The organism is Streptomyces sp. NPDC085524 (assembly GCF_044541755.1).
Taxonomy (GTDB): domain Bacteria; phylum Actinomycetota; class Actinomycetes; order Streptomycetales; family Streptomycetaceae; genus Streptomyces.
In genome coordinates, this window is sequence record NZ_JBITTH010000006.1 from 17,151 (window position 1) to 39,783 (window position 22,633).

Annotated in this window: 21 protein-coding genes; 11 read left to right on the forward strand and 10 right to left on the reverse strand. The window is 72.3% G+C overall.

Going from position 1 to position 22,633, the window contains the following annotated elements:
* The first annotated feature begins 125 nt into the window (after positions 1-125).
* Complete coding sequence (radA, locus tag ACIGFK_RS10530; RefSeq protein ID WP_376660298.1) at positions 126-1,538, forward strand: DNA repair protein RadA; 1,413 nt, start codon at positions 126-128, stop codon at positions 1,536-1,538.
* A 228-nt stretch (positions 1,539-1,766) separates the two neighbouring features.
* Entirely contained in the window at positions 1,767-2,891 is a 1,125-nt protein-coding gene (gene disA, locus ACIGFK_RS10535) for a DNA integrity scanning diadenylate cyclase DisA (RefSeq protein WP_376660299.1), read from the forward strand.
* 322 nt (positions 2,892-3,213) lie between these two features.
* Here disA and ACIGFK_RS10540 read toward each other — a convergent pair whose 3' ends face one another.
* The gene (locus ACIGFK_RS10540; RefSeq protein WP_376660300.1) at positions 3,214-4,020 is read right to left on the reverse strand and encodes a hypothetical protein; all 807 of its coding nucleotides are present in this window, start codon (positions 4,018-4,020) and stop codon (positions 3,214-3,216) included.
* Positions 4,021-4,180: 160 nt separating this feature from the next.
* On the opposite strand from ACIGFK_RS10540, the gene ACIGFK_RS10545 reads away from it, so the two are divergent.
* The 7 genes from ACIGFK_RS10545 (at position 4,181) to ACIGFK_RS10575 (ending at position 10,864) form a co-directional block, all read left to right on the forward strand.
* Positions 4,181-4,792, forward strand: a complete 612-nt coding sequence (locus tag ACIGFK_RS10545; protein ID WP_376660301.1) for a phosphatase PAP2 family protein — start codon at positions 4,181-4,183, stop codon at positions 4,790-4,792.
* A gap of 28 nt (positions 4,793-4,820) precedes the next feature.
* Positions 4,821-5,738 (forward strand): A/G-specific adenine glycosylase, encoded by a 918-nt coding sequence (locus ACIGFK_RS10550; protein WP_376660302.1) that lies wholly within the window; start codon positions 4,821-4,823, stop codon positions 5,736-5,738.
* A gap of 297 nt (positions 5,739-6,035) precedes the next feature.
* The gene (locus tag ACIGFK_RS10555; protein WP_376660303.1) at positions 6,036-6,596 is read left to right on the forward strand and encodes a SigE family RNA polymerase sigma factor; all 561 of its coding nucleotides are present in this window, start codon (positions 6,036-6,038) and stop codon (positions 6,594-6,596) included.
* Positions 6,584-7,333: a hypothetical protein gene (locus ACIGFK_RS10560; protein ID WP_386464344.1), complete on the forward strand. Its 750-nt coding sequence runs from the start codon at positions 6,584-6,586 to the stop codon at positions 7,331-7,333. The genes ACIGFK_RS10555 and ACIGFK_RS10560 overlap by 13 nt, the downstream gene beginning before the upstream one ends.
* A 14-nt stretch (positions 7,334-7,347) precedes the next feature.
* On the forward strand, positions 7,348-8,061 hold the full coding sequence (gene cseB, locus ACIGFK_RS10565) for a two-component system response regulator CseB (protein WP_376660305.1): 714 nt from the start codon (positions 7,348-7,350) through the stop codon (positions 8,059-8,061).
* Positions 8,058-9,365, forward strand: coding sequence for a two-component system sensor histidine kinase CseC (gene cseC, locus ACIGFK_RS10570; RefSeq protein WP_376660306.1), 1,308 nt, complete (start codon positions 8,058-8,060; stop codon positions 9,363-9,365). The genes cseB and cseC overlap by 4 nt, the downstream gene beginning before the upstream one ends.
* A 323-nt stretch (positions 9,366-9,688) precedes the next feature.
* Positions 9,689-10,864: a LamG-like jellyroll fold domain-containing protein gene (locus ACIGFK_RS10575; RefSeq protein WP_376660307.1), complete on the forward strand. Its 1,176-nt coding sequence runs from the start codon at positions 9,689-9,691 to the stop codon at positions 10,862-10,864.
* Here ACIGFK_RS10575 and ACIGFK_RS10580 read toward each other — a convergent pair whose 3' ends face one another.
* Entirely contained in the window at positions 10,865-11,410 is a 546-nt protein-coding gene (locus ACIGFK_RS10580) for a M23 family metallopeptidase (protein ID WP_376660308.1), read from the reverse strand.
* Positions 11,411-11,766: 356 nt separating this feature from the next.
* On the opposite strand from ACIGFK_RS10580, the gene ACIGFK_RS10585 reads away from it, so the two are divergent.
* Positions 11,767-14,730, forward strand: coding sequence for an NACHT domain-containing protein (locus ACIGFK_RS10585; RefSeq protein WP_376660309.1), 2,964 nt, complete (start codon positions 11,767-11,769; stop codon positions 14,728-14,730).
* A gap of 95 nt (positions 14,731-14,825) precedes the next feature.
* Here the strand turns inward: ACIGFK_RS10585 and ACIGFK_RS10590 are convergent, their stop codons facing one another.
* Positions 14,826-17,351 carry an ATP-dependent Clp protease ATP-binding subunit gene (locus ACIGFK_RS10590; RefSeq protein ID WP_183066669.1) on the reverse strand — a complete coding sequence of 842 codons (2,526 nt, stop codon included), beginning with the start codon at positions 17,349-17,351 and terminating at the stop codon, positions 14,826-14,828.
* Positions 17,352-17,814: 463 nt separating this feature from the next.
* Here ACIGFK_RS10590 and ACIGFK_RS10595 point away from each other — a divergent pair, with 463 nt between their 5' ends.
* The gene (locus ACIGFK_RS10595) at positions 17,815-18,450 is read left to right on the forward strand and encodes an SCO3374 family protein (protein ID WP_400051246.1); all 636 of its coding nucleotides are present in this window, start codon (positions 17,815-17,817) and stop codon (positions 18,448-18,450) included.
* On the opposite strand, the gene ACIGFK_RS10600 is transcribed toward ACIGFK_RS10595, so the two are convergent.
* From ACIGFK_RS10600 to ACIGFK_RS10630, 7 genes are all read right to left on the reverse strand, one after another.
* Positions 18,435-18,770 (reverse strand): Lsr2 family protein, encoded by a 336-nt coding sequence (locus tag ACIGFK_RS10600; RefSeq protein WP_376661095.1) that lies wholly within the window; start codon positions 18,768-18,770, stop codon positions 18,435-18,437. The genes ACIGFK_RS10595 and ACIGFK_RS10600 overlap by 16 nt on opposite strands.
* A 165-nt stretch (positions 18,771-18,935) precedes the next feature.
* Positions 18,936-19,475: an amino-acid N-acetyltransferase gene (locus ACIGFK_RS10605; protein ID WP_376661094.1), complete on the reverse strand. Its 540-nt coding sequence runs from the start codon at positions 19,473-19,475 to the stop codon at positions 18,936-18,938.
* A gap of 11 nt (positions 19,476-19,486) precedes the next feature.
* Complete coding sequence (locus ACIGFK_RS10610; RefSeq protein ID WP_376661093.1) at positions 19,487-19,915, reverse strand: BlaI/MecI/CopY family transcriptional regulator; 429 nt, start codon at positions 19,913-19,915, stop codon at positions 19,487-19,489.
* 114 nt (positions 19,916-20,029) lie between these two features.
* Positions 20,030-20,194: a hypothetical protein gene (locus ACIGFK_RS10615; RefSeq protein WP_376661092.1), complete on the reverse strand. Its 165-nt coding sequence runs from the start codon at positions 20,192-20,194 to the stop codon at positions 20,030-20,032.
* A gap of 174 nt (positions 20,195-20,368) precedes the next feature.
* Positions 20,369-20,953 (reverse strand): hypothetical protein, encoded by a 585-nt coding sequence (locus tag ACIGFK_RS10620; protein ID WP_400051248.1) that lies wholly within the window; start codon positions 20,951-20,953, stop codon positions 20,369-20,371.
* A 64-nt stretch (positions 20,954-21,017) separates the two neighbouring features.
* Positions 21,018-21,212 carry a DUF397 domain-containing protein gene (locus ACIGFK_RS10625; protein WP_376661090.1) on the reverse strand — a complete coding sequence of 65 codons (195 nt, stop codon included), beginning with the start codon at positions 21,210-21,212 and terminating at the stop codon, positions 21,018-21,020.
* A 196-nt stretch (positions 21,213-21,408) separates the two neighbouring features.
* Positions 21,409-22,539 (reverse strand): threonine aldolase family protein, encoded by a 1,131-nt coding sequence (locus tag ACIGFK_RS10630; RefSeq protein WP_386464359.1) that lies wholly within the window; start codon positions 22,537-22,539, stop codon positions 21,409-21,411.
* Positions 22,540-22,633 lie beyond the last annotated feature (94 nt).

Below are 22,633 nucleotides of genomic sequence, written 5' to 3' on the forward strand. Positions count from 1 at the left end.
CTTATGGGTGAACAGATCGGTACGGCACTGACAGCGGCCCTGACGGCTCCGGGCGCGCCCCCTGGACGGCCGCCCGGTCCCGCACCCGGGGCCCCGGTGTCGGCGCCGGGGGCTACCGTTGCGGCATGGCTGCCCGTACATCTCGTTCATCCGCCAAGGACCGGCCGTCCTACCGCTGCTCCGAGTGCGGCTGGACGACCGCGAAATGGCTCGGCCGGTGCCCCGAATGCCAGGCGTGGGGCACCGTCGAGGAGATGGGCGCGCCCGCCGTGCGGACCACCGCCGCCGGGCGGGTGTCGGCGGCCGCGCTGCCGATCGCGCAGGTCGATGGGCGGACGGCGGCCGCGCGCAGCACCGGCGTGGACGAGCTGGACCGCGTCCTCGGCGGCGGGCTCGTGCCGGGCGCCGTCGTGCTGCTCGCCGGGGAGCCGGGCGTCGGGAAGTCGACGCTGCTGCTGGACGTCGCGGCGAAGGCGGCGAGCGACGAGCACCGCACGCTGTACGTCACGGGCGAGGAGTCGGCGAGCCAGGTGCGGCTGCGCGCCGACCGGATCAATGCGCTGAGCGACCACCTGTACCTGGCGGCCGAGACCGATCTGTCCGCCGTGCTCGGGCACCTGGACGCGGTGAAGCCCTCCCTCCTCGTCCTGGACTCCGTACAGACCGTCGCCTCGCCCGAGATCGACGGCGCGCCCGGCGGGATGGCGCAGGTCCGCGAGGTGGCCGGCGCGCTGATCAGGGCCTCCAAGGAGCGCGCCATGTCCACGCTCCTCGTCGGCCACGTGACCAAGGAGGGGGCCATCGCCGGTCCCCGGCTGCTGGAGCACCTGGTCGATGTGGTGCTGAGCTTCGAGGGCGACCGGCACGCCCGGCTCCGGCTCGTGCGCGGGGTCAAGAACCGGTACGGCGCCACCGACGAGGTGGGCTGCTTCGAACTGCACGACGAGGGGATCACCGGGCTCGCCGACCCGAGCGGGCTGTTCCTGACCCGGCGCGCCGAGGCCGTTCCCGGTACCTGCCTGACGGTGACCCTGGAGGGCAAGCGCCCGCTGGTCGCCGAGGTGCAGGCGCTGACGGTGGATTCGCAGATCCCCTCCCCGCGGCGCACCACCTCGGGTCTGGAGACCTCGCGCGTCTCGATGATGCTGGCGGTGCTGGAGCAGCGCGGCCGGATCACGGCGCTCGGCAAGCGCGACATCTACAGCGCGACGGTGGGCGGGGTGAAGCTCACCGAACCGGCCGCCGACCTGGCGATCGCGCTCGCCCTGGCCTCCGCCGCCAGCGACGTCCCGCTCCCGAAGAACCTGGTGGCCATCGGGGAGGTCGGGCTGGCGGGCGAGGTGCGGCGCGTGACCGGCGTGCAGCGGCGGCTCGCGGAGGCGCACCGGCTCGGGTTCACGCACGCACTGGTGCCGGCCGATCCGGGGAAGGTGCCGGCCGGGATGAAGGTGATCGAGGTCGCCGACATGGGCGATGCGCTGCGGGTCCTGCCGCGCGGCAGGTCCCGTACGCCGGCGAAGGAGCGGGCCGCGGACTGAGGCACCGCCCGGCCACCGCTGACCGGCCAGCACCCGGCCACCACTACCCGCCACCGCCCGGCCACCGGCGCCCTGTCCCGTACGGACCCCCTGGTCAGGGCATCCGTACGGGGCCCCGCGGGGCCCTACCTGGCCAAGCCACGGCGGGCCCGCAGCGCGCGCCGGTAGACTTCTGGATGGTCCGCCCGGCCGGAGGCAGGCGGCGCAACCCGCGACCGGAGGAGTGCAGTGGCAGCCAAGGACGGGGCAGCAGCACCCGGGAAGTCCGGCGCGAGCTCCAAGCACGAGGCGTTGATGCGCGCCTCGCTGAGCGCGGTCGCCCCTGGTCAGCCGCTGCGTGACGGCCTCGAACGGATCGTCCGCGGCAACACCGGCGGGCTCATCGTCCTCGGCATGGACAAGACCGTCGACGCGATGTGCACCGGCGGTTTCGTCCTGGACGTGGAGTTCACCGCGACCCGGCTGCGCGAGCTGTGCAAGCTCGACGGCGCGCTCATCCTCGACAAGGACATCACCAAGATCCTGCGGGCCGGCGTGCAGCTGGTGCCGGACGCGTCGATCCCGACGGAGGAGACGGGCACCCGTCACCGGACCGCGGACCGCGTCTCGAAGCAGTGCGGTTTCCCCGTGGTGTCGGTCTCCCAGTCCATGCGGCTGATCGCGCTGTACGTGGACGGCGAGCGGCGCGTCCTGGAGGAGTCCGGGGCGATCCTGTCCCGCGCGAACCAGGCGCTGGCCACGCTGGAGCGGTACAAGCTCCGCCTCGACGAGGTCGCGGGCACGCTGTCGGCGCTGGAGATCGAGGACCTGGTCACGGTCCGCGACGTGACGGCGGTCGCGCAGCGGCTGGAAATGGTCCGCCGGATCGCGACCGAGATCGCCGAGTACGTGGTCGAACTGGGCACGGACGGGCGACTGCTGTCGCTCCAGCTGGACGAGCTGACGGTCGGTATCGAGCAGGAGCGGGAGCTGGTCATCCGGGACTACGTGCCGGAGCCGACGGCGAAGCGTTCCCGCACGGTGGACGAGGCGCTGTCCGAGCTGGACTCGCTGACGCACGCGGAGCTGCTGGAACTGCCGATCGTGGCGCGGGCGCTGGGTTACACCGGCTCGCCGGAGACCCTGGACTCGGCGGTGTCCCCGCGGGGCTACCGGCTGCTGGCGAAGATCCCCCGGCTGCCGGGGGCCATCATCGAGCGGCTGGTCGAGCACTTCGGCGGGCTGCAGAAGCTGCTGGCGGCCTCGGTGGACGACCTGCAGACGGTCGACGGCGTCGGCGAGGCGCGGGCGCGGAGTGTCCGCGAGGGGCTGTCCCGCCTGGCGGAGTCGTCCATCCTCGAGCGGTACGTCTAACCCTCCCGCCGCGGCCGCCTCCGCTTCGGCTTGCCCGCCGCTGCCGGAGCTACGCCCCGCACCCCGCGCCTCGGGCGCCGGAGGGCTGGATCGGCCATGCCTGTTCGGCCGCGCCGCTGCCGGGGCTCCGCCCGGCACAACCCAGCCCCTCCGGCGTTTGAGGAGCGGGTCCGGGCAGAGCCCGGGAAGCGGAGCCGCAGGCGGGTTCGGACAGCAGGGCCACGGGGTGCCCGGGGGCGGAGCCCCGGGGGCGGGGTACCGGGGGCGGGGTACCGGGGCGACGGCCCAGGGGTTGCGGGGTCCGGGCCGAGGCCCGGCGGGGTTAGTCCTGCTTCAGGACGAAGGAGGTTCGGGCCACCGGCATGCCCGGCGCCTTGACCTCGACCACGTACGTGTCCGGCACCGCAGACCCCGCCGGAGGCGAAGCGCACTGGTCGGGCGCGCTGAAGCGCCGGTCCCACTCCAGCGGCTGCTTCGTCTCGCCTCCCGCCGGGACCCGGAAGTACGCGTTGCCCGCGCCCGTCGGGCAGTCCGCCGAGGACCAGACCGCCTTGCTCGTGGTCGCCTGAAGGATGGTCAGGACCGCCTGCTTCGGGCCGAGATCGACCTTGCAGGTGCTGCCGGAGATGTTGCGGGTGACGAGTTCGAGGCGGGGCTTCTCGTTCGCCTCGTACTCGTTCTTCACGCTCTTGACCTCCCACTGCAGCGCACCCGGCGCGCACGTGATGAGCGGGGAGTCCGCCGGTACGGCCGCCGAGCCGCCGGAACCGGAAGCTCCGCCGGCGCCCTTGCCGGCGCCCGGGTCCCCGTTCTTGCCCGAGCCGCCCGTGCCGCCCGAACCGCCGCCCGTGCCGCCCTCGGAGCCTGCGGAGCCGCCGCCGGAGGACTCCGTACGGCCGCCCGGGGCGGTGCCGATCGCGGGTCCCGTGCCGGAGGGGCCGGGGGTGATGGTGGTGACGGTGTCGGGGCCCTTCTGGCCCTTGCCGTTCGTACTCGTCCTGCCCCCACCGGAACTGACGGTCCATACGGCGAGGAGCGCGAGGAGCGCGACGACGGACGCCAGCACAGCCCTCCGTCGCCAGTAGATGGAGGAGGGGAGCGGCCCGACCGGATTGCGCAGAGATCCCACGAACGGAACCTTACGAGAGTTCGCGGCCTGATCAGTGCCCCACATGCCGCGCGACAGGCTCGATTTGCCGATGATCATCCTGCGGGAGGAATCCCGGTGGGCCGGAATCGGCCAAGCATCTGACGCCGGGCTCACCTCCCCGTCGGTACCGTCCGTCACCATGGACAGCTCGGACCTCTACCGCCACATCACCGACTTCGCCCACTCCAGCCCCACCTGGATGCAGTCGGCGTTCGAGGTCTGGACCGAGTACGGACTCCTCCTCTTCGGGCTCCTCTTCATATCCGTCTGGTGGCGTTCGCGCGGGCGCACGGGCGGCCCCCGCCCGGTGGCGCTCGCCGTGCTCGCGCCACTGGCCACCGCGGTCGCGTACGTCGCCTCGGAGGCCCTGAAGTCGGCCGTGGACGAGGAACGTCCCTGCCGCGCCGTCGCCGGGGCTGCGGCTCCGCTCATCACGTGCCCCGCGCCCGGGGACTGGTCCTTCCCGAGCAACCACGCCGCCCTCGCCGGCGCCGCCGCGGTCGCGCTGGCCCTCGCCGTGCCCCGGCTGGCGCTCCTGACCGTGCCGCTCGCCCTGCTGATGGCCTTCTCCCGCGTCTACGTCGGCGTGCACTATCCGCACGACGTGGCGGTCGGGCTGCTCGTGGGCGGTTCGCTGGCCGCCGCCTTCGTCCTCGGACTCGCCGGTCCCGCCGGTGCGGTCGTCGCCGCCATGCGGGCGAGCCGGCTCCGCGCCGCTGTCTGGTTCACCGGTCCGGGCCCGGCGGCCTAGCCCGAAACGTGCCAGGATGCCGTCTGCCATGACTGCTTCCGCTTCCGCACCCCGCGCCGCATCCCAGACCGCCCCCCACGCGCTGCACTCCCCCGTCATCGCGTGGTTCGACGAGAACGCCCGCGACCTGCCCTGGCGCCGCCCCGAGGCCGGCCCCTGGGGGGTGATGGTCAGCGAGTTCATGCTCCAGCAGACCCCCGTCAGCCGGGTCCTGCCGGTCTACGAGCAGTGGATCGCCCGCTGGCCGCGCCCCGCCGACCTGGCCGCCGAGGCTCCCGGCGAGGCCGTACGGGCCTGGGGGCGGCTCGGCTACCCGCGCCGGGCCCTGCGGCTGCACGGCGCGGCCGTCGCGATAACGGAGCGGCACGGCGGCGACGTGCCGAGCGAGCACGCGCAGCTCCTCGCGCTGCCCGGGATCGGCGAGTACACGGCGGCCGCCGTGGCCTCCTTCGCGTACGGGCAGCGGCACGCCGTGCTCGACACGAACGTGCGGCGGGTCTTCGCGCGCACCGCCACCGGGGTCGAGTACCCGCCGAACGCGACCACGGCCGCCGAGCGGCGCCTGGCCCGGGAGCTGCTCCCGGAGGACGAGGAGACCGCGGCCCGCTGGGCGGCGGCCTCGATGGAGCTCGGCGCGCTGGTGTGCACGGCCAAGAACCCGGACTGCGCCCGCTGCCCGGTGGCCGGCCTGTGCGCCTGGCGGCTCGCCGGGAAGCCGGCGCACGAGGGACCGCCGCGGCGCGGGCAGACGTACGCGGGAACGGACCGGCAGGTGCGCGGCAGGCTGCTGGCCGTGCTCCGGGAGGCGGTCGGGCCCGTACCGCAGGCCGTGCTCGACACGGTCTGGGACGAGCCGGTGCAGCGGGCCCGGGCGTTGGACGGGCTGGTGTCGGACGGGCTGGTGGAGCCCCTCGCGGGATCCCTGTACCGGCTGCCGATGACGTGAGGCCGGCGGGCGGATGTGACGTGAGGCCGGCGGCCGGATGACCGCCGGGTGACCGCCGGGTGACGTGGTGGCGACGGGATCCGAAGGCCCGTCAACAGCCCGCCGCCACCACATTGGTAGCTGACTCAACCATTCCGTTTCTGCCGTGAAACCCCAGCTCACAGCCGCTGTTACACAACCTATGGGTGTCCGTGCGCCCACCGAGGTCTGGACCGCACAGTGCCGTGACAACCCGTCCGTACCTTCGGATCCGTAAGACAGCGGATGAGCGGGCGGACGGCAGCGGAGGCGGTTGAGATGGCGCACGGCGATGTACTCGAATTCGAAGAGTACGTACGCACCCGGCAGGACGCCCTGCTGCGCAGTGCCCGGCGCCTCGTCCCGGACCCGACGGACGCGCAGGACCTCCTGCAGACCGCGCTCGTCCGCACCTACGGCCGCTGGGACGGCATCGCGGACAAGTCGCTGGCCGACGCCTACCTCCGCCGGGTCATGATCAACACCCGTACCGAGTGGTGGCGCGCCCGCAAGCTGGAAGAGGTCCCCACCGAGCAGCTGCCCGACGCCTCCGTCGAGGACGGCTCCGACCAGCGCGCCGACCGCGCGCTGCTCATGGACATCCTCAAGGTGCTCGCGCCCAAACAGCGCAGCGTGGTCGTGCTGCGACACTGGGAGCAGATGAGCACCGAGGAGACCGCTGCCGCGCTCGGGATGTCTGCCGGTACGGTGAAGAGCACACTGCACCGCGCGCTGGCCCGTCTCCGCCAGGAACTGGAGAGCCGGGATCTGGACATGCGCGCGCTGGAGCGCGGTGACCACACCATCCGGTACGAGGGGCGTGAGCGGTGCGCGGCCTGAACGGCCACAACAGGGGTCCGACGGGCTTGCCCGGGAGTTCTCTGGTCCTGATGTCGGCGGGGGCGATCGTCCTCGTCGGCACTGCCGTGTTCGCGGTCGGCTGCTCCACCGGAGGCACCGGCCTGCGCGACGGCGGCCCCGCCCGCAGTGACGCCGTGGCCAAGGCCGGCACGGCGGAGCCCGCGGCGTCCACCTCGCCCACGGCGCCCGAGGCCTCCTCGTCCAGGGACGTGGAGGACCCCTCCTCGCCGTCCGCCGCCCCGTTCGGCCAGGCCCTGAAGAAGGTCGACCCCGTCAAGCTGCTGATGGCGGACCCCAAGGTCAGCGCCGCGGTCAAGCGGGACCTCAAGCCCTGCTCGGCCAACGAGTACCCGGTGGACGTGAGCTACGGGAAGGTCACCGGGAGCCCGGTCGTCGACATCGTCGTGAACGTCCTTTCCTGCGCCGATGCGCTCGGCCGCGGCTCGTACGTGTACCGCTCCGAGGGCGGCAAGTACGAGAATGTGTTCTCGGACGAGCAGCCGCCCCTGTACGCGGAGATCGACCGGGGCGACCTGGTGGTCACGAAGCAGGTGTACGCGAAGAGCGACGCGCTCGCGTATCCGTCGGGGGAGGACGTGATCACGTACCACTGGAACGGGCAGAAGTTCACCGAGCAGGACCGGGTCCACTCGGAGTACAGCAACGTGGTCGACGGCGGGGCCCAGCCTGCCCCGGCACAGACCCAGAAGAACTGAGGCGAGGCTTCCGCATGGCCGAGACCCATGTCCTGTTCGTCGAGGACGACGACGTCATCCGTGAGGCCACGACCCTGGCGCTGGAGCGCGACGGGTTCATGGTCACGGCCATGCCCGACGGGCTGTCCGGCCTGGAGTCCTTCCGGGCCAACCGGCCCGACATCGCCCTGCTCGACGTGATGGTCCCCGGCATGGACGGCGTGAGCCTGTGCCGCCGCATCCGCGACGAGTCCACCGTCCCCGTGATCATGCTGTCGGCGCGCGCCGACTCCATCGACGTGGTGCTGGGCCTGGAGGCGGGCGCCGACGACTACGTCACCAAGCCCTTCGACGGGTCCGTGCTCGTCGCCCGCATCCGCGCCGTGCTGCGCCGCTTCGACCACTCCGGCGGCGACCGGAACGGCGGGCCGGCCAACGATGCCGACGGCCCGGACGGGGAGCGCGGGGTGCTGTCCTTCGGTGACCTGGAGGTCGACACCGAGGGCATGGAGGTGCGGAAGGCGGGCGCCCCGGTGGCCCTGACCCCCACCGAGATGCGGCTGCTGCTGGAGTTCTCCTCCGCGCCCGGCACCGTGCTGTCGCGCGACCGCCTGCTGGAGCGGGTCTGGGACTACGACTGGGGCGGCGACACCCGCGTCGTCGACGTCCACGTCCAGCGGCTGCGCACCAAGATCGGGCAGGACCGGATCGAGACGGTCCGGGGCTTCGGATACAAACTCAAGGCATGAGACGGTTCACCCTCCGGACGGGGATCCGCTGGAAGATCACCCTCGCCATCGCGGCCGTCGGCGCGCTCACCGCCGTCGCACTGAGCCTCGTGGTGCACAGTGCTGCCCGGGTTTCGATGCTGGAGAGCGCCCGTGAGGTGCAGCTGGACCGCGTCCAGTTCATCTCCCGCAACACCGACTCGGGGCGCCGGCCCATGATGGGCGCCAAGGTCAACGACCCCGAGCTGCCCGCGCAGTTGCGCGAGAAGGCGCGGTCCGGGCGGCGCGGCACCTTCGTGCAGGAGAACCCGCACGGGCTGCCGGAGGTGTGGGCGGCCGTACCGCTCGGGAACGGGCAGGTGCTGTCGCTGCACACGCAGTTCCGGGAGAGCGCCAACATGGTGCGCGACCTGGACCGGGCCCTCGTCGTCGGCTCCCTCGCCGTGGTCATCGGCGGCTCGGCGCTCGGCGTGCTCATCGGCGGGCAGATCTCGCGCAGGCTGCGCAAGGCCGCGGCGGCCGCGCAGCGGGTCGCGCACGGGGACCCGGAGGTGCGGGTGCGGGACGCGGTCGGGGGCGTCGTACGCGACGAGACCGACGACCTCGCGCGGGCCGTCGATGCCATGGCCGATGCGCTCCAGCAGCGGCTGGAGGCCGAGCGGCGGGTCACCGCGGACATCGCGCACGAGCTGCGCACCCCGGTGACGGGCCTGCTCACGGCGGCGGAACTACTGCCTCCGGGACGGCCGACGGAGCTGGTGCGGGACCGGGCGCAGGCGCTGCGCGCGCTCGTCGAGGACGTACTGGAGGTGGCCCGGCTGGACAGTGCGTCCGAGCGGGCCGAGCTCCAGGACGTGGCGCTGGGCGAGTTCGTGAGCCGCCGGGTGAAGGCGCTGATGCCGGAGGCTTCGGTGCGGGTGGTCGCGGACGAGATCGTCAGCACCGACCCGCGCCGGCTCGAGCGGATCCTGGGGAACCTGCTGGCCAACGCCGCCCGTTACGGGCAGCCGCCGATCCAGGTCGACGTGGAGGGCCGGGTCGTCCGGGTCCGCGACCACGGGCCGGGCTTCCCGGAGGCCCTCCTGCGCGAGGGCCCGAGCCGGTTCCGCACGGGTTCGACGGACCGGGCGGGGGTCGGCCACGGTCTCGGGCTGACCATCGCGGAGGGGCAGGCGCGGGTCCTGGGCGCGCGGCTGACGTTCCGCAACGTGGCGGGCTCGGCCGGCAGTCCGCCCGGGTCGGCGGCGGGGGCGGTGGCCGTCCTGTGGCTCCCGGAACACGCCCCGACGGCGACGGGCAGCTTCCCGGTGATCCAGCTCCCGTAGGGCGCCGCGGCGCCGCGGGACGGCTGCGCCGCGCCCCTGGCCCCGCCGGCCCGGCCGCGCCCCCAGCCCGTCCGGCGTTTGAGGACCGGGGTCCGGGGCGGAGCCCCCCACGCGGCGGAGACGCAGATTCGGTACGCCGGGAAGGGGCGGGGCGGGGGAAGGCCCCGCGCAGCGGCCCGTACGCGCAGGGGCCGCCGGGGCCGGGTGCGGGGGGCTGCGGGAAGCACCGGCGCCACCCCGGCGCGGTGCCACGGCGGCGTCGGAATCCGGCCGTGGTGCCCTGGCACTACGCCCGTACGGGTCAGTGACTTAGCATCCCAGGCATGACCGACGGCACGAATCCTCCCAGCAACCCGCAGCCCGAGCCCGCCCCGGGGAGCGGCGGTTACGGGTTCCCGCCGGGGCCCCCCGCGCCAGGCGGCTACGGGTTCCCGCCCGCGCAGCCCGGTGGTTACGGGTTCCCGCCCGCGCAGGGCGGTGGCTACGGCTACCCGCCGCCGGGCGGGGGATTCGGTGCCGCGCAGCCGTTCTCGCCGGAGCCGGGCGGCGGCGCCGGCGGTCAGTGGCCCGCGGGGCCCGACGAGTTGCACGTGGCCTCCGGGTCGCAGCCGGACTGGGACGCGATGGCGGACCGGGCCGCCGCGGAGCGGCGGCGGAAGCGGCTGTGGATGCTGGGCGGCGGCGTGACCGTACTGGCGCTGCTGGCCGGCGGGGGAACGTTCCTGCTGCTGAACCGCGGCGGCGACGACGGCAAGAAGGACGTGGTCTCGGACCAGCCCTCCGCGTCCGCCTCCGCCGATCCGAGCGGCCCCGCGGACAACTCGCCCACCGTCGCGGGTGATCCGTCCACCCTCCGCGACGGCGGCGGCAAGGCCGACGTCAAGCTGGGTCCCGACGCGGCGATCGGCCCTTACGGCAAGCGGTTCGAGCTCCGCCTGAAGGGCAACGAGAACTCGTACGGGCAGACGGCCGCGCAGATCGTGGACACGTCCAAGAGCTTCACCCTCGCGGTCCGCGCCTACAACTCCGCGACGAAGGGCCCGCGGATGGCCATGAGCCAGGGCGACGGGGACTCGTTCTCGTTCGAGCTGGGTCTGGACGAGGTGAACGGCAAGCAGGCCTGGGTGTTCCGCGTGCAGACGGGCGACAAGGGCGACGCGTCGACCGTCAAGACCATCGCGGCCGAGGGGGTCAAGACCCTCAAGGAGTCGACCGTGCTGACCGCGTCCTACGACGCGGAGAAGAAGACGATCACGCTCTACGTGGAGGGCAAGAAGGCCGCCGAGACCCAGGTCCCCGGCATCTGGCAGGGCAGTGGCCCCCTCCAGCTGGGACGGGCCCGGCACGCGAAGGGCTGGGCCGCCCCCTGGCAGGGGACCATGGTCAACATACGGACCTACAGCATGGCCTTCACGCCCGAGCAGGCGTCCACGTACAACGCGGGCAAGACCGACGCGGCGGTCAAGAAGACCATGTCCCACTCATGGCTGACCGGCTGATCAGAGGGTGACGCCCGCGTTGCGCAGGAAGGCCACCGGGTTCACGGCCGAGCCGTAGTTCGGCGTGGTGCGGATCTCGAAGTGCAGGTGCGGGCCGCTGGAGTTGCCGGTGTTGCCGGACAGGGCGATCCGCTGGCCCTTGGCGACCTTCTGGCCGATCTTGACCTGGATCTTCGAGAGGTGCGCGTACTGCGAGTACGTGTTGTTGCCGTGCTTGATCACGATGGCGTTGCCGTAGGCCGGGCCGTCGCCGCCGCCGTTGGGGCCGGCCTTGACGACGGTGCCCGCCGCGGCGGCGTCGACCGGGGTGCCGGACGGGACGGCGAAGTCCTGGCCGGAGTGCTTGTGGGCCCACATGCCGCCGGCCTGGGCGAAGGTCGCGGACAGCGTGTACTTCGCGACGGGCTTCTCCCACGCGGCCTTGCTGGTCTGCGTCGTGTCGGCGAACGCGGCGCCCGTCCCGGCTCCCAGGGCCAGCACGGCGCCGAGAGCGGTGGCGGTGACGGCGGTACGGGTACGACGGGTGTTGACGCGCTTCGCGAACATGAATGAGACCTCCGGGGCCGGGGACAAGGGCTGACTTCTCGCCGCTACGGGCATGAAGTGACCCGGCACGATGAAGTGCGTACCGGGCTGGCCCGACATTGGTAACCCGAGCTCCCGAACTTCCCCAAACCTCCCCATTACTACCCGGTCTCGTAGCGGACGCGGGGATCTCCGGCCTGTTGACGCCGTCCCGGCTGGGGGGATGGCGGGACAAAACGGGCGCCAAAATCTACGAGAGTTCCTAGTAGGTCCGATTTGCCCTGTGCGGCTTGTCACCGGGGAGGGACCTTCGACTGGCCGGTCCGGGACCTGCGGAGTGCAACGCGTCACTAGGCTCCGACGTCGTGGACTTATCGATGGTGGGAATCCGTCTGGCGTCGGGGGCCGTCACCCCGCTGATCAAGAAGCTCTTCCGCACGGAAGGTCCGGGCGCGGGCCTGGTGGACGATCCACCCCGGCTCACGCCGCGGGTCGCCCTCCACGAGAAGGGCACCCTGGACGCGGACGCCCTGCACGCCCTCGCCGAGGAACTGGTGGCCCGGGCCGTCCGGGCCCCCGGCGACCTCCGCCTCCCGCCCGACGAGCGGGCCGGCGTGGCCACGGCCCTCGCGGGCACCCTGCACGCGCTGGGCGACATCACGATGGACGACGTACTGGCCGTCCGCCTCGACCCGGCGGCCCTCGCCCGGCGGCTGCGGGCGGCCGCGCCGTACCTGGGGCTGTCGCGGGACGCCGAGCTGTTCTACGGGGCCCTGCTGGAGGTGACCTGCCTGCACGTCCTGCACTTCTTCACGACGCGGGACACCTTCGTCGCGGCCACCCTGGTCGAGCAGACGCGCATGCTCGACCGGATCACCCGGGCCCTGGAGAACCCGGCGCCCCCGCCCTCCGGCGACGACGCCGCGTTCGAGCGGGACTACCTGCGGTACGTCCTGCGGGCGCACGGCACGCTCACCCTGTACGGCGTCGACCTGGCCCACGACAGGGCGCGGTGGCCGCTGGACGTGGCCTACATCAGCCTGGAGGCCACCGCCCCGACCGCCCTCGGCCCGGAGGACGTCCGCAGCAACCCGCAGCGGCCCCGCGACGTCCCCGGCCACCCCGGGGCCGCCGACGAGGTGCTCACCCGCACCCCCTGCGCCCTGCTCCGCGGCGAGGCCGGGTCGGGCAAGACCACGCTGGTCCAGTGGCTGGCCGTCTCCGCGGCCCGGGGCGGCCAGGACGGGCGGATCCCCTTCGTGCTGCCCCTGCGGACCCTGGTCCGGGGCGGCGAGCGGCTCCCGCAGCTGAAGGAGTTCCTCACGGCCGTGGGCTCCCCGCTGGCCGGGGAGCAGCCACCGGGCTGGGAGGGCAGGGTCCTGAGGGCCCGCCGCGGGCTGCTGCTCGTCGACGGCCTCGACGAGGTCCCCGAGGCCGACCGGGCCCGGGCCCGGGAGTGGCTGGAGGGGCTGATCGGCGCCTACCCGGGCAACCGCTGGCTGGTCACCTCCCGGCCGTCGGCCGTACGGCAGGACTGGCTCTCGGCCGCCGGCTTCCAGGAGCTGGTCCTCTCCCCCATGAACCGCACCGAGGTGGCGGCGTTCGTGGAGCGCTGGCACGAGGCGGCCCGGATCGGGGACCCCGTCTGGGACGACGACCTCGACGACCGCCGCGACCAGCTGCTGGACTCCGTGCGCACCAAGCCGGACCTGGCCCGGCTGGCGACGAACCCGCTGCTGTGCGGGCTGATCTGCGCCCTGCACCGGGAACGGCGGGGGTTCCTGCCCTCGGGCCGCAAGGAGCTGTACACGGCCGCCCTGTCGATGCTGCTGCACCGCCGCGACCACGAGCGGCAGCTGCTGATGCCGGAGCTCGCCGAGGAGCCGCAGCTCCAGCTGCTGCAGCGGCTCGCGTACTGGCTGATCCGCAACGGCCGCACCGAGATGGACCAGGACCGGGCCAGGGCCCTGATCGAGGGGGCGCTGCCCTCCGTCCCGGAGGCGGCGCGGGTGCTGGGCGATGCCCGGGCCGTCTTCAAGCACTTCCTGGACCGGACCGGGCTGCTGCGCGCTCCGACTGCGGAGACCGTCGAGTTCGTCCACCGCACCTTCCAGGACTTCCTCGGGGCCCGGGCGGCCCTGGACGAGCACGGTCTCGGGGAGCTGGCCTCGCACGCCGGGGACGACCAGTGGGCCGACGTCATCCGCATGGCGGTGGCCCAGGGCCGCCCCCGGGAGCGGAGGGATCTGATCCGCACCCTGCTGGCCCAGGGCTCCGAGCGGGCGCTGCTGCTCGCCCTGGCCTCCCTGGAGTTCGCGGCGGAGCTGGACCCCGCGCTGCGGGCGGACGTGGAGGCGCAGGCCGCCCGCCTCGTGCCGCCGTCCGACGTCTCCACCGCCCGGGTCCTGGGCCGGATCGGCCCGCTGGTCCTCGACCTGCTGCCGGGGCCCCGGGAGGCGGCCACGGAGACGGAGGCCCACCTCGCCGTGGTCACCGCCGGCGCGGTCGCCTCCGACCTCGCCATCCCGTTCCTGGCCCGCTACTGCGACCATCCCTCGGCGACCGTGCGCGAGACGCTGGTGCAGCTGTGGCCCAGGTTCGAGATCGACCGGTACGTCGCCGAGGTCATCTCCCACATCGATCCCCCGCCGCAGCAGATCATCGTGACCTCCGAGGCCCAGCTGGAGGCTCTCGGCGCGTTCACCCCCCGCGGGCTGTGGGTGACGGGCGACCTCTCGCACCGGGCGCTGACCGACTGCCTGCGGCGGGTCCGGGTCGAGCGGCTGACCGTCTTCGAGAACGGCGTGCTGACGGATGTGGACTTCCTGCGCGGACAGAGCGCGCTGAAGTCGGTCGGCATCTCCCGGTGCGACGCGCTGCTCGATCTCGGCGGGCTCGAAGGACTCCCCGTGGAGGAAGCCCTGATAGCCCTGGCCGACGCCCCGCCCGTGGGCGCCGTGACGCGCAGCTGGCGCAACCTGCGCTACCTCACCCTGGACGGCGTGTACGCCGAGTGGTCCCTCGACGACCTCGCCCCCGGGGTGTCGCTGCACTCTCTGCGGCTCGCGCAGCCCACCCCGTCCCTGGAGCTCCTGGTCCGCCACGAGGAGCTGCGGAGCCTGTCCCTGGCCCATGCCCCGGACCGGGCCGGCTGGGAGGCGATCGGGCGCCTGAAGCAGGTGGAGCACCTGGAGCTGCCGGCCTCCGTCCGCGAGGACATCCCGGATTCGGTACGGATGCCCTCGGTGCGGGACCTCGTACTGACCTCCCCGGGTCCGCAGCGGCTCGCCGGGCACCGCGACTGGGTCGCCCGCCACTTCCCCCGCGCCAACCTCGGCTGACCACGGGCACGGAAGGACGGAAACGCGGAAACGCAGAAAAGGGGCGGCCCCGGAACCTTCCGGTCCCGGGGCCGCCCCTTGGTACTGCTCTCGCGTTACGCGCCCTTCGACAGGTCCGGGCCGGAGCCCGTGGCCTCGATCGGGGGGAGGTCCGGCAGAGCCGACTTCTCCTCGCCGCGGAAGGTGAACTTGGCTTCCTCGCCCTCACCCTCCTTGCCGACGACCACGATGTGGCCGGGACGCAGCTCGCCGAAGAGGATCTTCTCCGACAGCACGTCCTCGATCTCGCGCTGGATGGTCCGGCGCAGCGGACGGGCACCCAGGATCGGGTCGTAGCCGCGCTTGGCGAGCAGGAGCTTCGCGTCACCGCTCAGCTCGATGCCCATGTCGCGGTCCTTGAGGCGCTCGTCGACCTTGGCGATCATCAGGTCGACGATCTGGATGATGTCTTCCTCGGTGAGCTGGTGGAAGACGACCGTGTCGTCGACACGGTTCAGGAACTCGGGCCGGAAGTGCTGCTTGAGCTCTTCGTTGACCTTCGCCTTCATCCGCTCGTAGCCGGTCTTCGTGTCGCCCTGGGCCGCGAAGCCCAGGTTGAAGCCCTTCGAGATGTCCCGGGTACCCAGGTTGGTCGTCATGATGATGACCGTGTTCTTGAAGTCCACGACCCGGCCCTGGGAGTCGGTCAGGCGACCGTCCTCCAGGATCTGGAGAAGGGAATTGAAGATATCCGGGTGGGCCTTCTCGACCTCGTCGAAGAGGACGACGGAGAACGGCTTCCGGCGCACCTTCTCGGTGAGCTGGCCGCCCTCTTCGTAGCCCACGTAACCGGGGGGCGAACCGAAGAGACGGGAAACCGTGTGCTTCTCGCTGAACTCCGACATGTCGAGGGAGATCAGCGCGTCCTCGTCGCCGAAGAGGAATTCGGCGAGCGTCTTGGAGAGCTCGGTCTTACCGACACCGGACGGGCCGGCGAAGATGAACGAGCCACCCGGGCGCTTCGGGTCCTTCAGACCCGCACGGGTACGGCGGATCGCCTGGGAGAGCGCCTTGATGGCGTCCTTCTGGCCGATGACGCGGCGGTGGAGCTCGTCCTCCATGCGGAGCAGTCGCGAGGACTCCTCCTCGGTGAGCTTGAAGACGGGAATGCCGGTCGCGGTCGCGAGGACCTCGGCGATGAGCTCGCCGTCGACCTCGGCGACGACGTCCATGTCGCCGGCCTTCCATTCCTTCTCGCGCTTGGTCTTCGCCGCCAGCAGCTGCTTCTCCTTGTCACGGAGAGAAGCCGCCTTCTCGAAGTCCTGGGAGTCGATGGCCGACTCCTTGTCGCGGCGCACGGCCGCGATCTTCTCGTCGAACTCGCGGAGGTCCGGCGGCGCGGTCATCCGGCGGATGCGCATCCGGGAGCCGGCCTCGTCGATCAGGTCGATCGCCTTGTCCGGGAGGAAGCGGTCCGAGATGTACCGGTCGGCCAGCGTCGCCGCCTGGACGAGGGCCTCGTCCGTGATGGAGACGCGGTGGTGGGCCTCGTAGCGGTCGCGCAGGCCCTTGAGGATCTCGATCGTGTGGGGGAGGGAAGGCTCCGCCACCTGGATCGGCTGGAAGCGGCGCTCGAGGGCCGCGTCCTTCTCGAGGTGCTTGCGGTACTCGTCCAGCGTCGTGGCACCGATGGTCTGGAGCTCACCACGGGCCAGCATGGGCTTGAGGATGCTGGCGGCGTCGATCGCGCCCTCGGCGGCACCCGCACCCACGAGGGTGTGGAGCTCGTCGATGAACAGGATGATGTCGCCGCGGGTGCGGATCTCCTTGAGCACCTTCTTCAGGCGCTCTTCGAAGTCACCGCGGTAGCGGGAACCGGCGACCAGGGCACCCAGGTCGAGCGTGTAGAGGTGCTTGTCCTTGAGGGTCTCGGGGACCTCGCCCTTGACGATCGCCTGGGCCAGGCCCTCGACGACGGCGGTCTTGCCGACGCCGGGCTCGCCGATGAGGACGGGGTTGTTCTTCGTCCGGCGGGACAGCACCTGCATGACCCGCTCGATCTCCTTCTCGCGCCCGATGACCGGGTCGAGCTTGGATTCGCGGGCAGCCTGGGTGAGGTTGCGGCCGAACTGGTCGAGGACCAGCGAGGTCGAGGGCGTGCCCTCGGCCGGGCCGCCTGCCGTGGCCGACTCCTTGCCGCCCCCGGTGTAACCGGAGAGCAGCTGGATGACCTGCTGCCGGACTCGGTTGAGATCGGCGCCCAGCTTCACGAGGACCTGGGCGGCGACGCCCTCGCCCTCGCGGATCAGGCCGAGCAGGATGTGCTCGGTGCCGATGTAGTTGTGGCCGAGCTGGAGGGCCTCGCGGAGCGACAGCTCCAGGACCTTCTTCGCCCGCGGGGTGAAGGGGATGTGGCCGGACGGGGCCTGCTGCCCCTGACCGATGATCTCCTCGACCTGCTGGCGAACAGCCTCGAGCGAAATCCCGAGGCTCTCCAGGGCCTTAGCGGCGACACCCTCACCCTCGTGGATCAGACCCAGAAGGATGTGCTCGGTGCCGATGTAGTTGTGGTTGAGCATCCGGGCTTCTTCCTGAGCCAGGACGACAACCCGCCGCGCGCGGTCGGTGAACCTCTCGAACATCGTTTATCGCTCCTCAGAGCGGTCGGGCAGTTCGGGGTCGGTCCCCGCCCTGTCCTTCCGCATGCTAGTCCCGTGGGGCGGGACAGCTCATTCCAACTGCCGACATCCGTCCACGGCTCACCCCCACGTCGGTGAGGAAAACCGGCTGTTAGAGCCGACTACTGCTCCAACTCGATGGTGCGAGACGATGTTCCCGCAGGCCAGGCAGATACCCGTCATGCGTGTACGCCGATGGCGAACGGAAGCCGTTCAAATCAGCGTGTCGCCCCGATCCACTAGGAATGTCTTACCCGTAAGGACTGACACTCCATGCCACTGGCACCGGTTCCCTCCGCTAAGGGCGAACACGGTTCCGTCCCGAATGCGGGACTCCGGCCTCATGGATGTTTACGTTCCGCATCACCGCGAGTGCAGTGTGTCACGCCGACCGTAACCCGGGGCGGTTTCGGGAGTTGCTCCGGACATGGCCGCAACTGTCCCGCAGACCGCCGTGCCGACCCCCGTGCCGAACGCCCCGCAGGCCGCCGCCCAGGCCGTCCCGGGGCCGCGGATGCCATCCGGGGAGGAGACGTGCGCGGGCTGGTACGAGCGGGTGCTCGGCTGGACCGTCCTGGGCACCGCGCCCGCCCGGCTCGCCACGGGGACCCGGTTCGACGCCCTGGAGCTGCCGTCCGATGCGGGGGCGGCGCTGCTGCGCAGGCCGGTGCCCACGGGTCCGGTCGCGCTGGCGGGGCACCGGATGTACTTCCTGGTGGCCGCGGGGGGCGCGGAGGAGCTGGACGGGCTGCTCGACTGGCTGGAGTGGGGCGGGGTCGCCCTGGATCTCGCGGCCCTGGGTACGGATGGCCGGATGACCGCCCCGGCTCCCCCGGGGACGCCCCTGGGGAAAAGCCCTCGGGGGGCCGCCGTGTGGCTGCGACCCCCCGAGCAGGGGTGTGAGGCACTGCTGCCGGCCCTGCCCGGTCCGGGGCGGGCCGCCGGGCCCGCTCGCGGGCCCGATCTCGTACGTCTGGTGGCGGCGGCGGCGACGGAATGCCACCGGGCGCGCCTGAGGCGGCGTACGCCCCTACGGGAAGCCGCGGGTCAGCGGTTCTCGTAGGCCTCGCGGATGTCGGCCGGGACGCGGCCGCGGTCGTTGACGTTCAGCCCCTGGGCCTTGGCCCAGGCGCGGATCTCGGCGGTGTCCGTGCTGCCGGCCGTCGCGGCGGCGCGGGCCTTGGCGCCACGGGCCGCGGTGGCCCGGCCACCGGTACGGCGGCCGCCCTTGGTGTACGGGTCGAGCAGGCCGCGGAGCTTTTCAGCGTTGGCGGTGGTGAGGTCGATCTCGTAGGTCTTGCCATCCAGAGCGAACGTCACAGTCTCGTCCGCCTCGCCACCGTCGAGGTCGTCGACAAGAAGGACCTGAACCTTCTGTGCCACCGGGATTTCCTTTCATCGAAAAGCAGTACGCGGAAAGGAAACCGCTTTTGCCTGGAAAACACAAACCCCCGGGGAGAGGTTCAGGACCGCAACGAGGCGGGAAACGTGCGCGATTCGGACATAGGCCACAGGCGGGCGGCGCACGGGAAAAACCGCGGTGATCGTTCAGAGGTGCAGAAGCATCCGACTGTTGCCCAAGGTGTTCGGCTTCACTCGTTCGAGACCGAGGAACTCGGCGACACCCTCGTCATAGGAACGAAGCAGCTCCATGTAGACATCCGTCTCGACCGGCGTCTCGCCGATCTCGACGAACCCGTGCTTGCGGAAGAAGTCCACTTCGAAGGTCAGGCAGAAAACCCGGCTCACGCCGACGTCGCGGGCCGTGCGCAACAACTGCTCCAGTACGCGATGGCCGACGCCGGCGCCCTTCAACTCCCGGTCCACCGCGAGAGTGCGCACTTCGGCGAGGTCTTCCCACATCACGTGGAGAGCGCCGCAGCCGACGACCTGGGCGTCCGAGACGCGTTCCGCGACCCAGAACTCCTGGATGTCCTCGTAAAGGACGACCGGCGCTTTGTCGAGGAGGATCCGCTGCTGCACGTACTGGTCCAGCAGGCGGCGCACCGCGCGGACATCACCGGTGCGGGCACGGCGGATCGTCACTGTTTCTGCATGCGCGGCGGATGCGGCGGAAAACTCTCCCATGCGACGGGACGCTATCGCCCCGGCTCCCCCGGCCGCTCGCCGGAGTCCCCTTCGGCTTCGGGTGCTGCGGCGGTCTCGTCGTCGTGCTGGACGATGCGCACGGCGTCGCGGAGGGCTTCGCGCTGTTCCGCCGACATCATGCCGAAGAAGGCCACGAGCGCGGCGGCCGGGTTGTCGCTCGTGGACCAGGCTTCGTTCATCAGTGCGGCCGAGTAGGCGGCGCGGGTGGAGACCGCCGTATATCGATAGGCGCGGCCTTCGGCTTCCCGGCGGACCCAGCCCTTCTGATGAAGATTGTCCATAACGGTCATGACCGTGGTGTAGGCGATGGACCGTTCCTGCTGGAGGTCTTCCAGTACTTCCCGAACGGTGACCGGGCGGTTCCACTGCCACACCCGCGTCATGACGGCGTCTTCGAGTTCTCCCAAGGGGCGAGGCACAACAGCACGATAGTGCGGCTTGTGCGGAATTGCCCGACTATTCGGGGAGCAACGCGCAAGAAAGTCGGGCGCACGGCCGGTGGGGCCGTACGCCCGTCGCCCCTCGGGGGAGCCCTACTTCTGCTGCTGGGCGGCTGCGGCGCGGGAGATCACCGCGTCGACCGCGGCGTCCTCCTTGGCCTTGTTCGCGCCGCCCTGGGTCTTCACGATCGTCCTGACGAGGGCGATGAAGAACGCGGCCATCACGGCGGGGGGCACGAGCGCGGAGACGTAGTCCATGCGGACAGCGTAGCCAGTGCTGCGGCCGGAAAGGTCTGCCGGGTCGCGGTGTCCGGTGCGGTGCATCGCAAGGCGGAGGGCCACGTCTCGTACTGGACGTACGTGCGTGGTCCGACAACGCGGCGAGGTGCCGTGCCGGGCGCCGTGACCCGGTGAACCCGTCCGGTCACAGCACTAGCCGGCGGCGCGGTCGGCCGCCGGGGGCGGGGTGGGCTTGCGCCGTGGCGGGAAGACCTCGCCGGGCGTCGGGATCGGCTTCTCCGGCCGCGCGGGCTCCTTCGGCCGGGGCTCGGGGGAAGGCCGCTGGTCCTGGCCCCCGGCCAGCGCCAGCAGCCGGGTGCGGGGGGCCGGGGCCGTCGACAGCCGGCGCCGTACGGAGCGCTCCGCGATGCCCTGCGCCCGGGCCAGCAGCGCCGCGGCGACCGGGTTGGCCCGCAGGGCGCGCAGGGCGGCGAGGTCGTCGGGGACCGGCTCGTAGCCGCCCGCCAGGGCGTCCTGGAGCAGTTCCAGGTACCCGGGGAGGCTGCCGGGCAGAGCGCCCCGGTAGCGGGCCAGGTCCGCCAGGAGGAACGCTCTGAGCCGGCCCGCCTCCTGCACCGCATCGTCCACCGACTGCGCGAGGCGCAGGCAGTCCTGGACCTCCGGGGCCGTGAGGGGGGCCGTGGAGGGCTGGAGGGCGTGGGCGAGCGAGCGCCTGAGCACGAGCAGTTCGGCAGCGCTGAACGCCATGCCGCCGCGGGATCCGTAGGGCGTGGGCATGGGCCGAAGATACGCGCTAATCGGACAAAATCCCCTCAAGCGGGAGGGGTGCGGCGCGGCGGTTCTAGCCGTTTTCCTTCACCGCGCGGAGGAAATCGGCCCAGGCGGCCTGGGTCGTGGCGAGCACCAGGTGGGCCGGGTCGGCGCGGTCCGCGACGCGGACGAGGGAGCCGGGGGTGGCGGAGACGTAGACGCAGGCGTCCCCTTCGCCGCAGAACGAGGACTTCTGCCAGGTGCTTGCCGCGGGCTGCACGGTCATGGTGTCTCCTCCGGTCCCGGGAATTCCCATCGGAGGGACGGTAACCCCGTGGCCGGAGTTCGCCGGTCGTTTTCGCGGAATTCGGTGATTCGTGTGCGGGGCGGGGTGGGCGGGTGTACCTCTGCGCGGAGCCGGCCCCGCCCCGCCCCTTCTCCGTTTCCCGGGCCTCCGCCCCGGACCCCGAGGCGCGGACGCCCTACAGCCGGGCCGTGAAGTCCGCGACCGCCTCGGCCACGTCCGCCGCCGTCCAGGACAGGCCCGGGGCGGCGATCGTGAGCTCCGTCGCCGAGATGCCGGGGACGGCCGTCGGGGACCACTGGCGGAACAGGACCCGGCCCGTCTCCTCCGCCGTGCGCAGGCCCGTCTCCGTCAGGTGCGCGGATTCGAAGGGCAGGCAGACCTGGAACTGGTGGGTGTGCGGGACCTCCGGGTGGACCCGGGACCAGGCGATGCCCGAAGCGGCCAGCGCCGGGCCCAGGGCGCCCGCCACCAGGCGGGCGTGGCGCACGTACTCCGGCAGCCGGGGCAGCTCGCGCTCCAGGCCCCTCAGCGCGGACAGAGCCGCCGGGAACTGGCGGAAGACGCGGCCGCCGTACCGGTGGCGCCAGACCCTGGTCTCCTCGACGAAGTCCGCCGCTCCCGCCAGGCAGGCCCCGCTGAGCCCGCCGAGGGACTTGTAGAAGGACACGTACACCGAGTCGGCCAGGGCGGCGATCTCCGGGAGCGGGCGGCCGAAGTGGACCGTGGACTCCCAGAGCCGGGCCCCGTCGAAGTGGACCACGGCCTCCCGTTCGCGGGCGGCCTCCACCACGTCCTCCAGCTCCTCCCAGGTGGGCAGGAGGAAACCCGCGTCGCGCAGGGGCAGCTCCAGCATCAGCGTGCCGAAGGGCTCCGGATGGGAGGCGACCTCCGCGGCCGTGGGGTGGCGGGGGTCCGCCGTCGGGTGGACCACCCGCAGACCGGAGACGGCCGACAGGGCCTCCTCCTCCCACCGCTCCGGGTGGCTCATCGGGTGCAGGGCCACCACCGGGTTCCCGGTGCGGCCCGCCCAGCAGCGCAGGGCGATCTGCTGGGCCATGGTGCCGGAGGGGAAGAACGCCGCGTCCTCGGTGCCGAGGAGCTCCGCGACCCGGCGCTCCAGGGCTGCGACCACCCCGTCGCCGTAGAGGTCCGCCTGCTCGTCCGGGTCGTGGGGGGCGTCCGTCAGCTGCGCCAGCAGCCCGCCCAGGGTGGCCTCGCGCGGGCTCCGGGCCAGCGTGCGCTCCGCCGCCCGCCAGGCCGCCACCAGCCGCCGCTCGTACTCCGTGTCCCCGCTCTGATCGGTCATGGGCCCGATCATCGCCGACCGGGCGGCCCGGTCCCCAGGGGCCGGTGCCGGGCGCCGTGAGGCGGTGAAGCTTTCCGGTCAGGGCACTAGCATG

What these genes read in the sequence shown, in the direction of transcription:
- ACIGFK_RS10545 (WP_376660301.1), top strand. Translation starts at nt 4,181, where the DNA reads ATGGACAGCTCGGACCTCTACCGCCACATCACCGACTTCGCCCACTCC.
- ACIGFK_RS10625 (WP_376661090.1), bottom strand. Translation starts at nt 21,212, where the DNA reads ATGACCGTGCAGCCCGCGGCAAGCACCTGGCAGAAGTCCTCGTTCTGC.
- ACIGFK_RS10620 (WP_400051248.1), bottom strand. Translation starts at nt 20,953, where the DNA reads ATGCCCACGCCCTACGGATCCCGCGGCGGCATGGCGTTCAGCGCTGCC.
- ACIGFK_RS10575 (WP_376660307.1), top strand. Translation starts at nt 9,689, where the DNA reads ATGACCGACGGCACGAATCCTCCCAGCAACCCGCAGCCCGAGCCCGCC.
- ACIGFK_RS10590 (WP_183066669.1), bottom strand. Translation starts at nt 17,351, where the DNA reads ATGTTCGAGAGGTTCACCGACCGCGCGCGGCGGGTTGTCGTCCTGGCT.
- ACIGFK_RS10595 (WP_400051246.1), top strand. Translation starts at nt 17,815, where the DNA reads ATGGCCGCAACTGTCCCGCAGACCGCCGTGCCGACCCCCGTGCCGAAC.
- ACIGFK_RS10580 (WP_376660308.1), bottom strand. Translation starts at nt 11,410, where the DNA reads ATGTTCGCGAAGCGCGTCAACACCCGTCGTACCCGTACCGCCGTCACC.
- ACIGFK_RS10630 (WP_386464359.1), bottom strand. Translation starts at nt 22,539, where the DNA reads ATGACCGATCAGAGCGGGGACACGGAGTACGAGCGGCGGCTGGTGGCG.
- radA (WP_376660298.1), top strand. Translation starts at nt 126, where the DNA reads ATGGCTGCCCGTACATCTCGTTCATCCGCCAAGGACCGGCCGTCCTAC.
- ACIGFK_RS10605 (WP_376661094.1), bottom strand. Translation starts at nt 19,475, where the DNA reads ATGGGAGAGTTTTCCGCCGCATCCGCCGCGCATGCAGAAACAGTGACG.
- cseB (WP_376660305.1), top strand. Translation starts at nt 7,348, where the DNA reads ATGGCCGAGACCCATGTCCTGTTCGTCGAGGACGACGACGTCATCCGT.
- ACIGFK_RS10550 (WP_376660302.1), top strand. Translation starts at nt 4,821, where the DNA reads ATGACTGCTTCCGCTTCCGCACCCCGCGCCGCATCCCAGACCGCCCCC.
- ACIGFK_RS10615 (WP_376661092.1), bottom strand. Translation starts at nt 20,194, where the DNA reads ATGGACTACGTCTCCGCGCTCGTGCCCCCCGCCGTGATGGCCGCGTTC.
- cseC (WP_376660306.1), top strand. Translation starts at nt 8,058, where the DNA reads ATGAGACGGTTCACCCTCCGGACGGGGATCCGCTGGAAGATCACCCTC.
- ACIGFK_RS10585 (WP_376660309.1), top strand. Translation starts at nt 11,767, where the DNA reads ATGGTGGGAATCCGTCTGGCGTCGGGGGCCGTCACCCCGCTGATCAAG.
- ACIGFK_RS10555 (WP_376660303.1), top strand. Translation starts at nt 6,036, where the DNA reads ATGGCGCACGGCGATGTACTCGAATTCGAAGAGTACGTACGCACCCGG.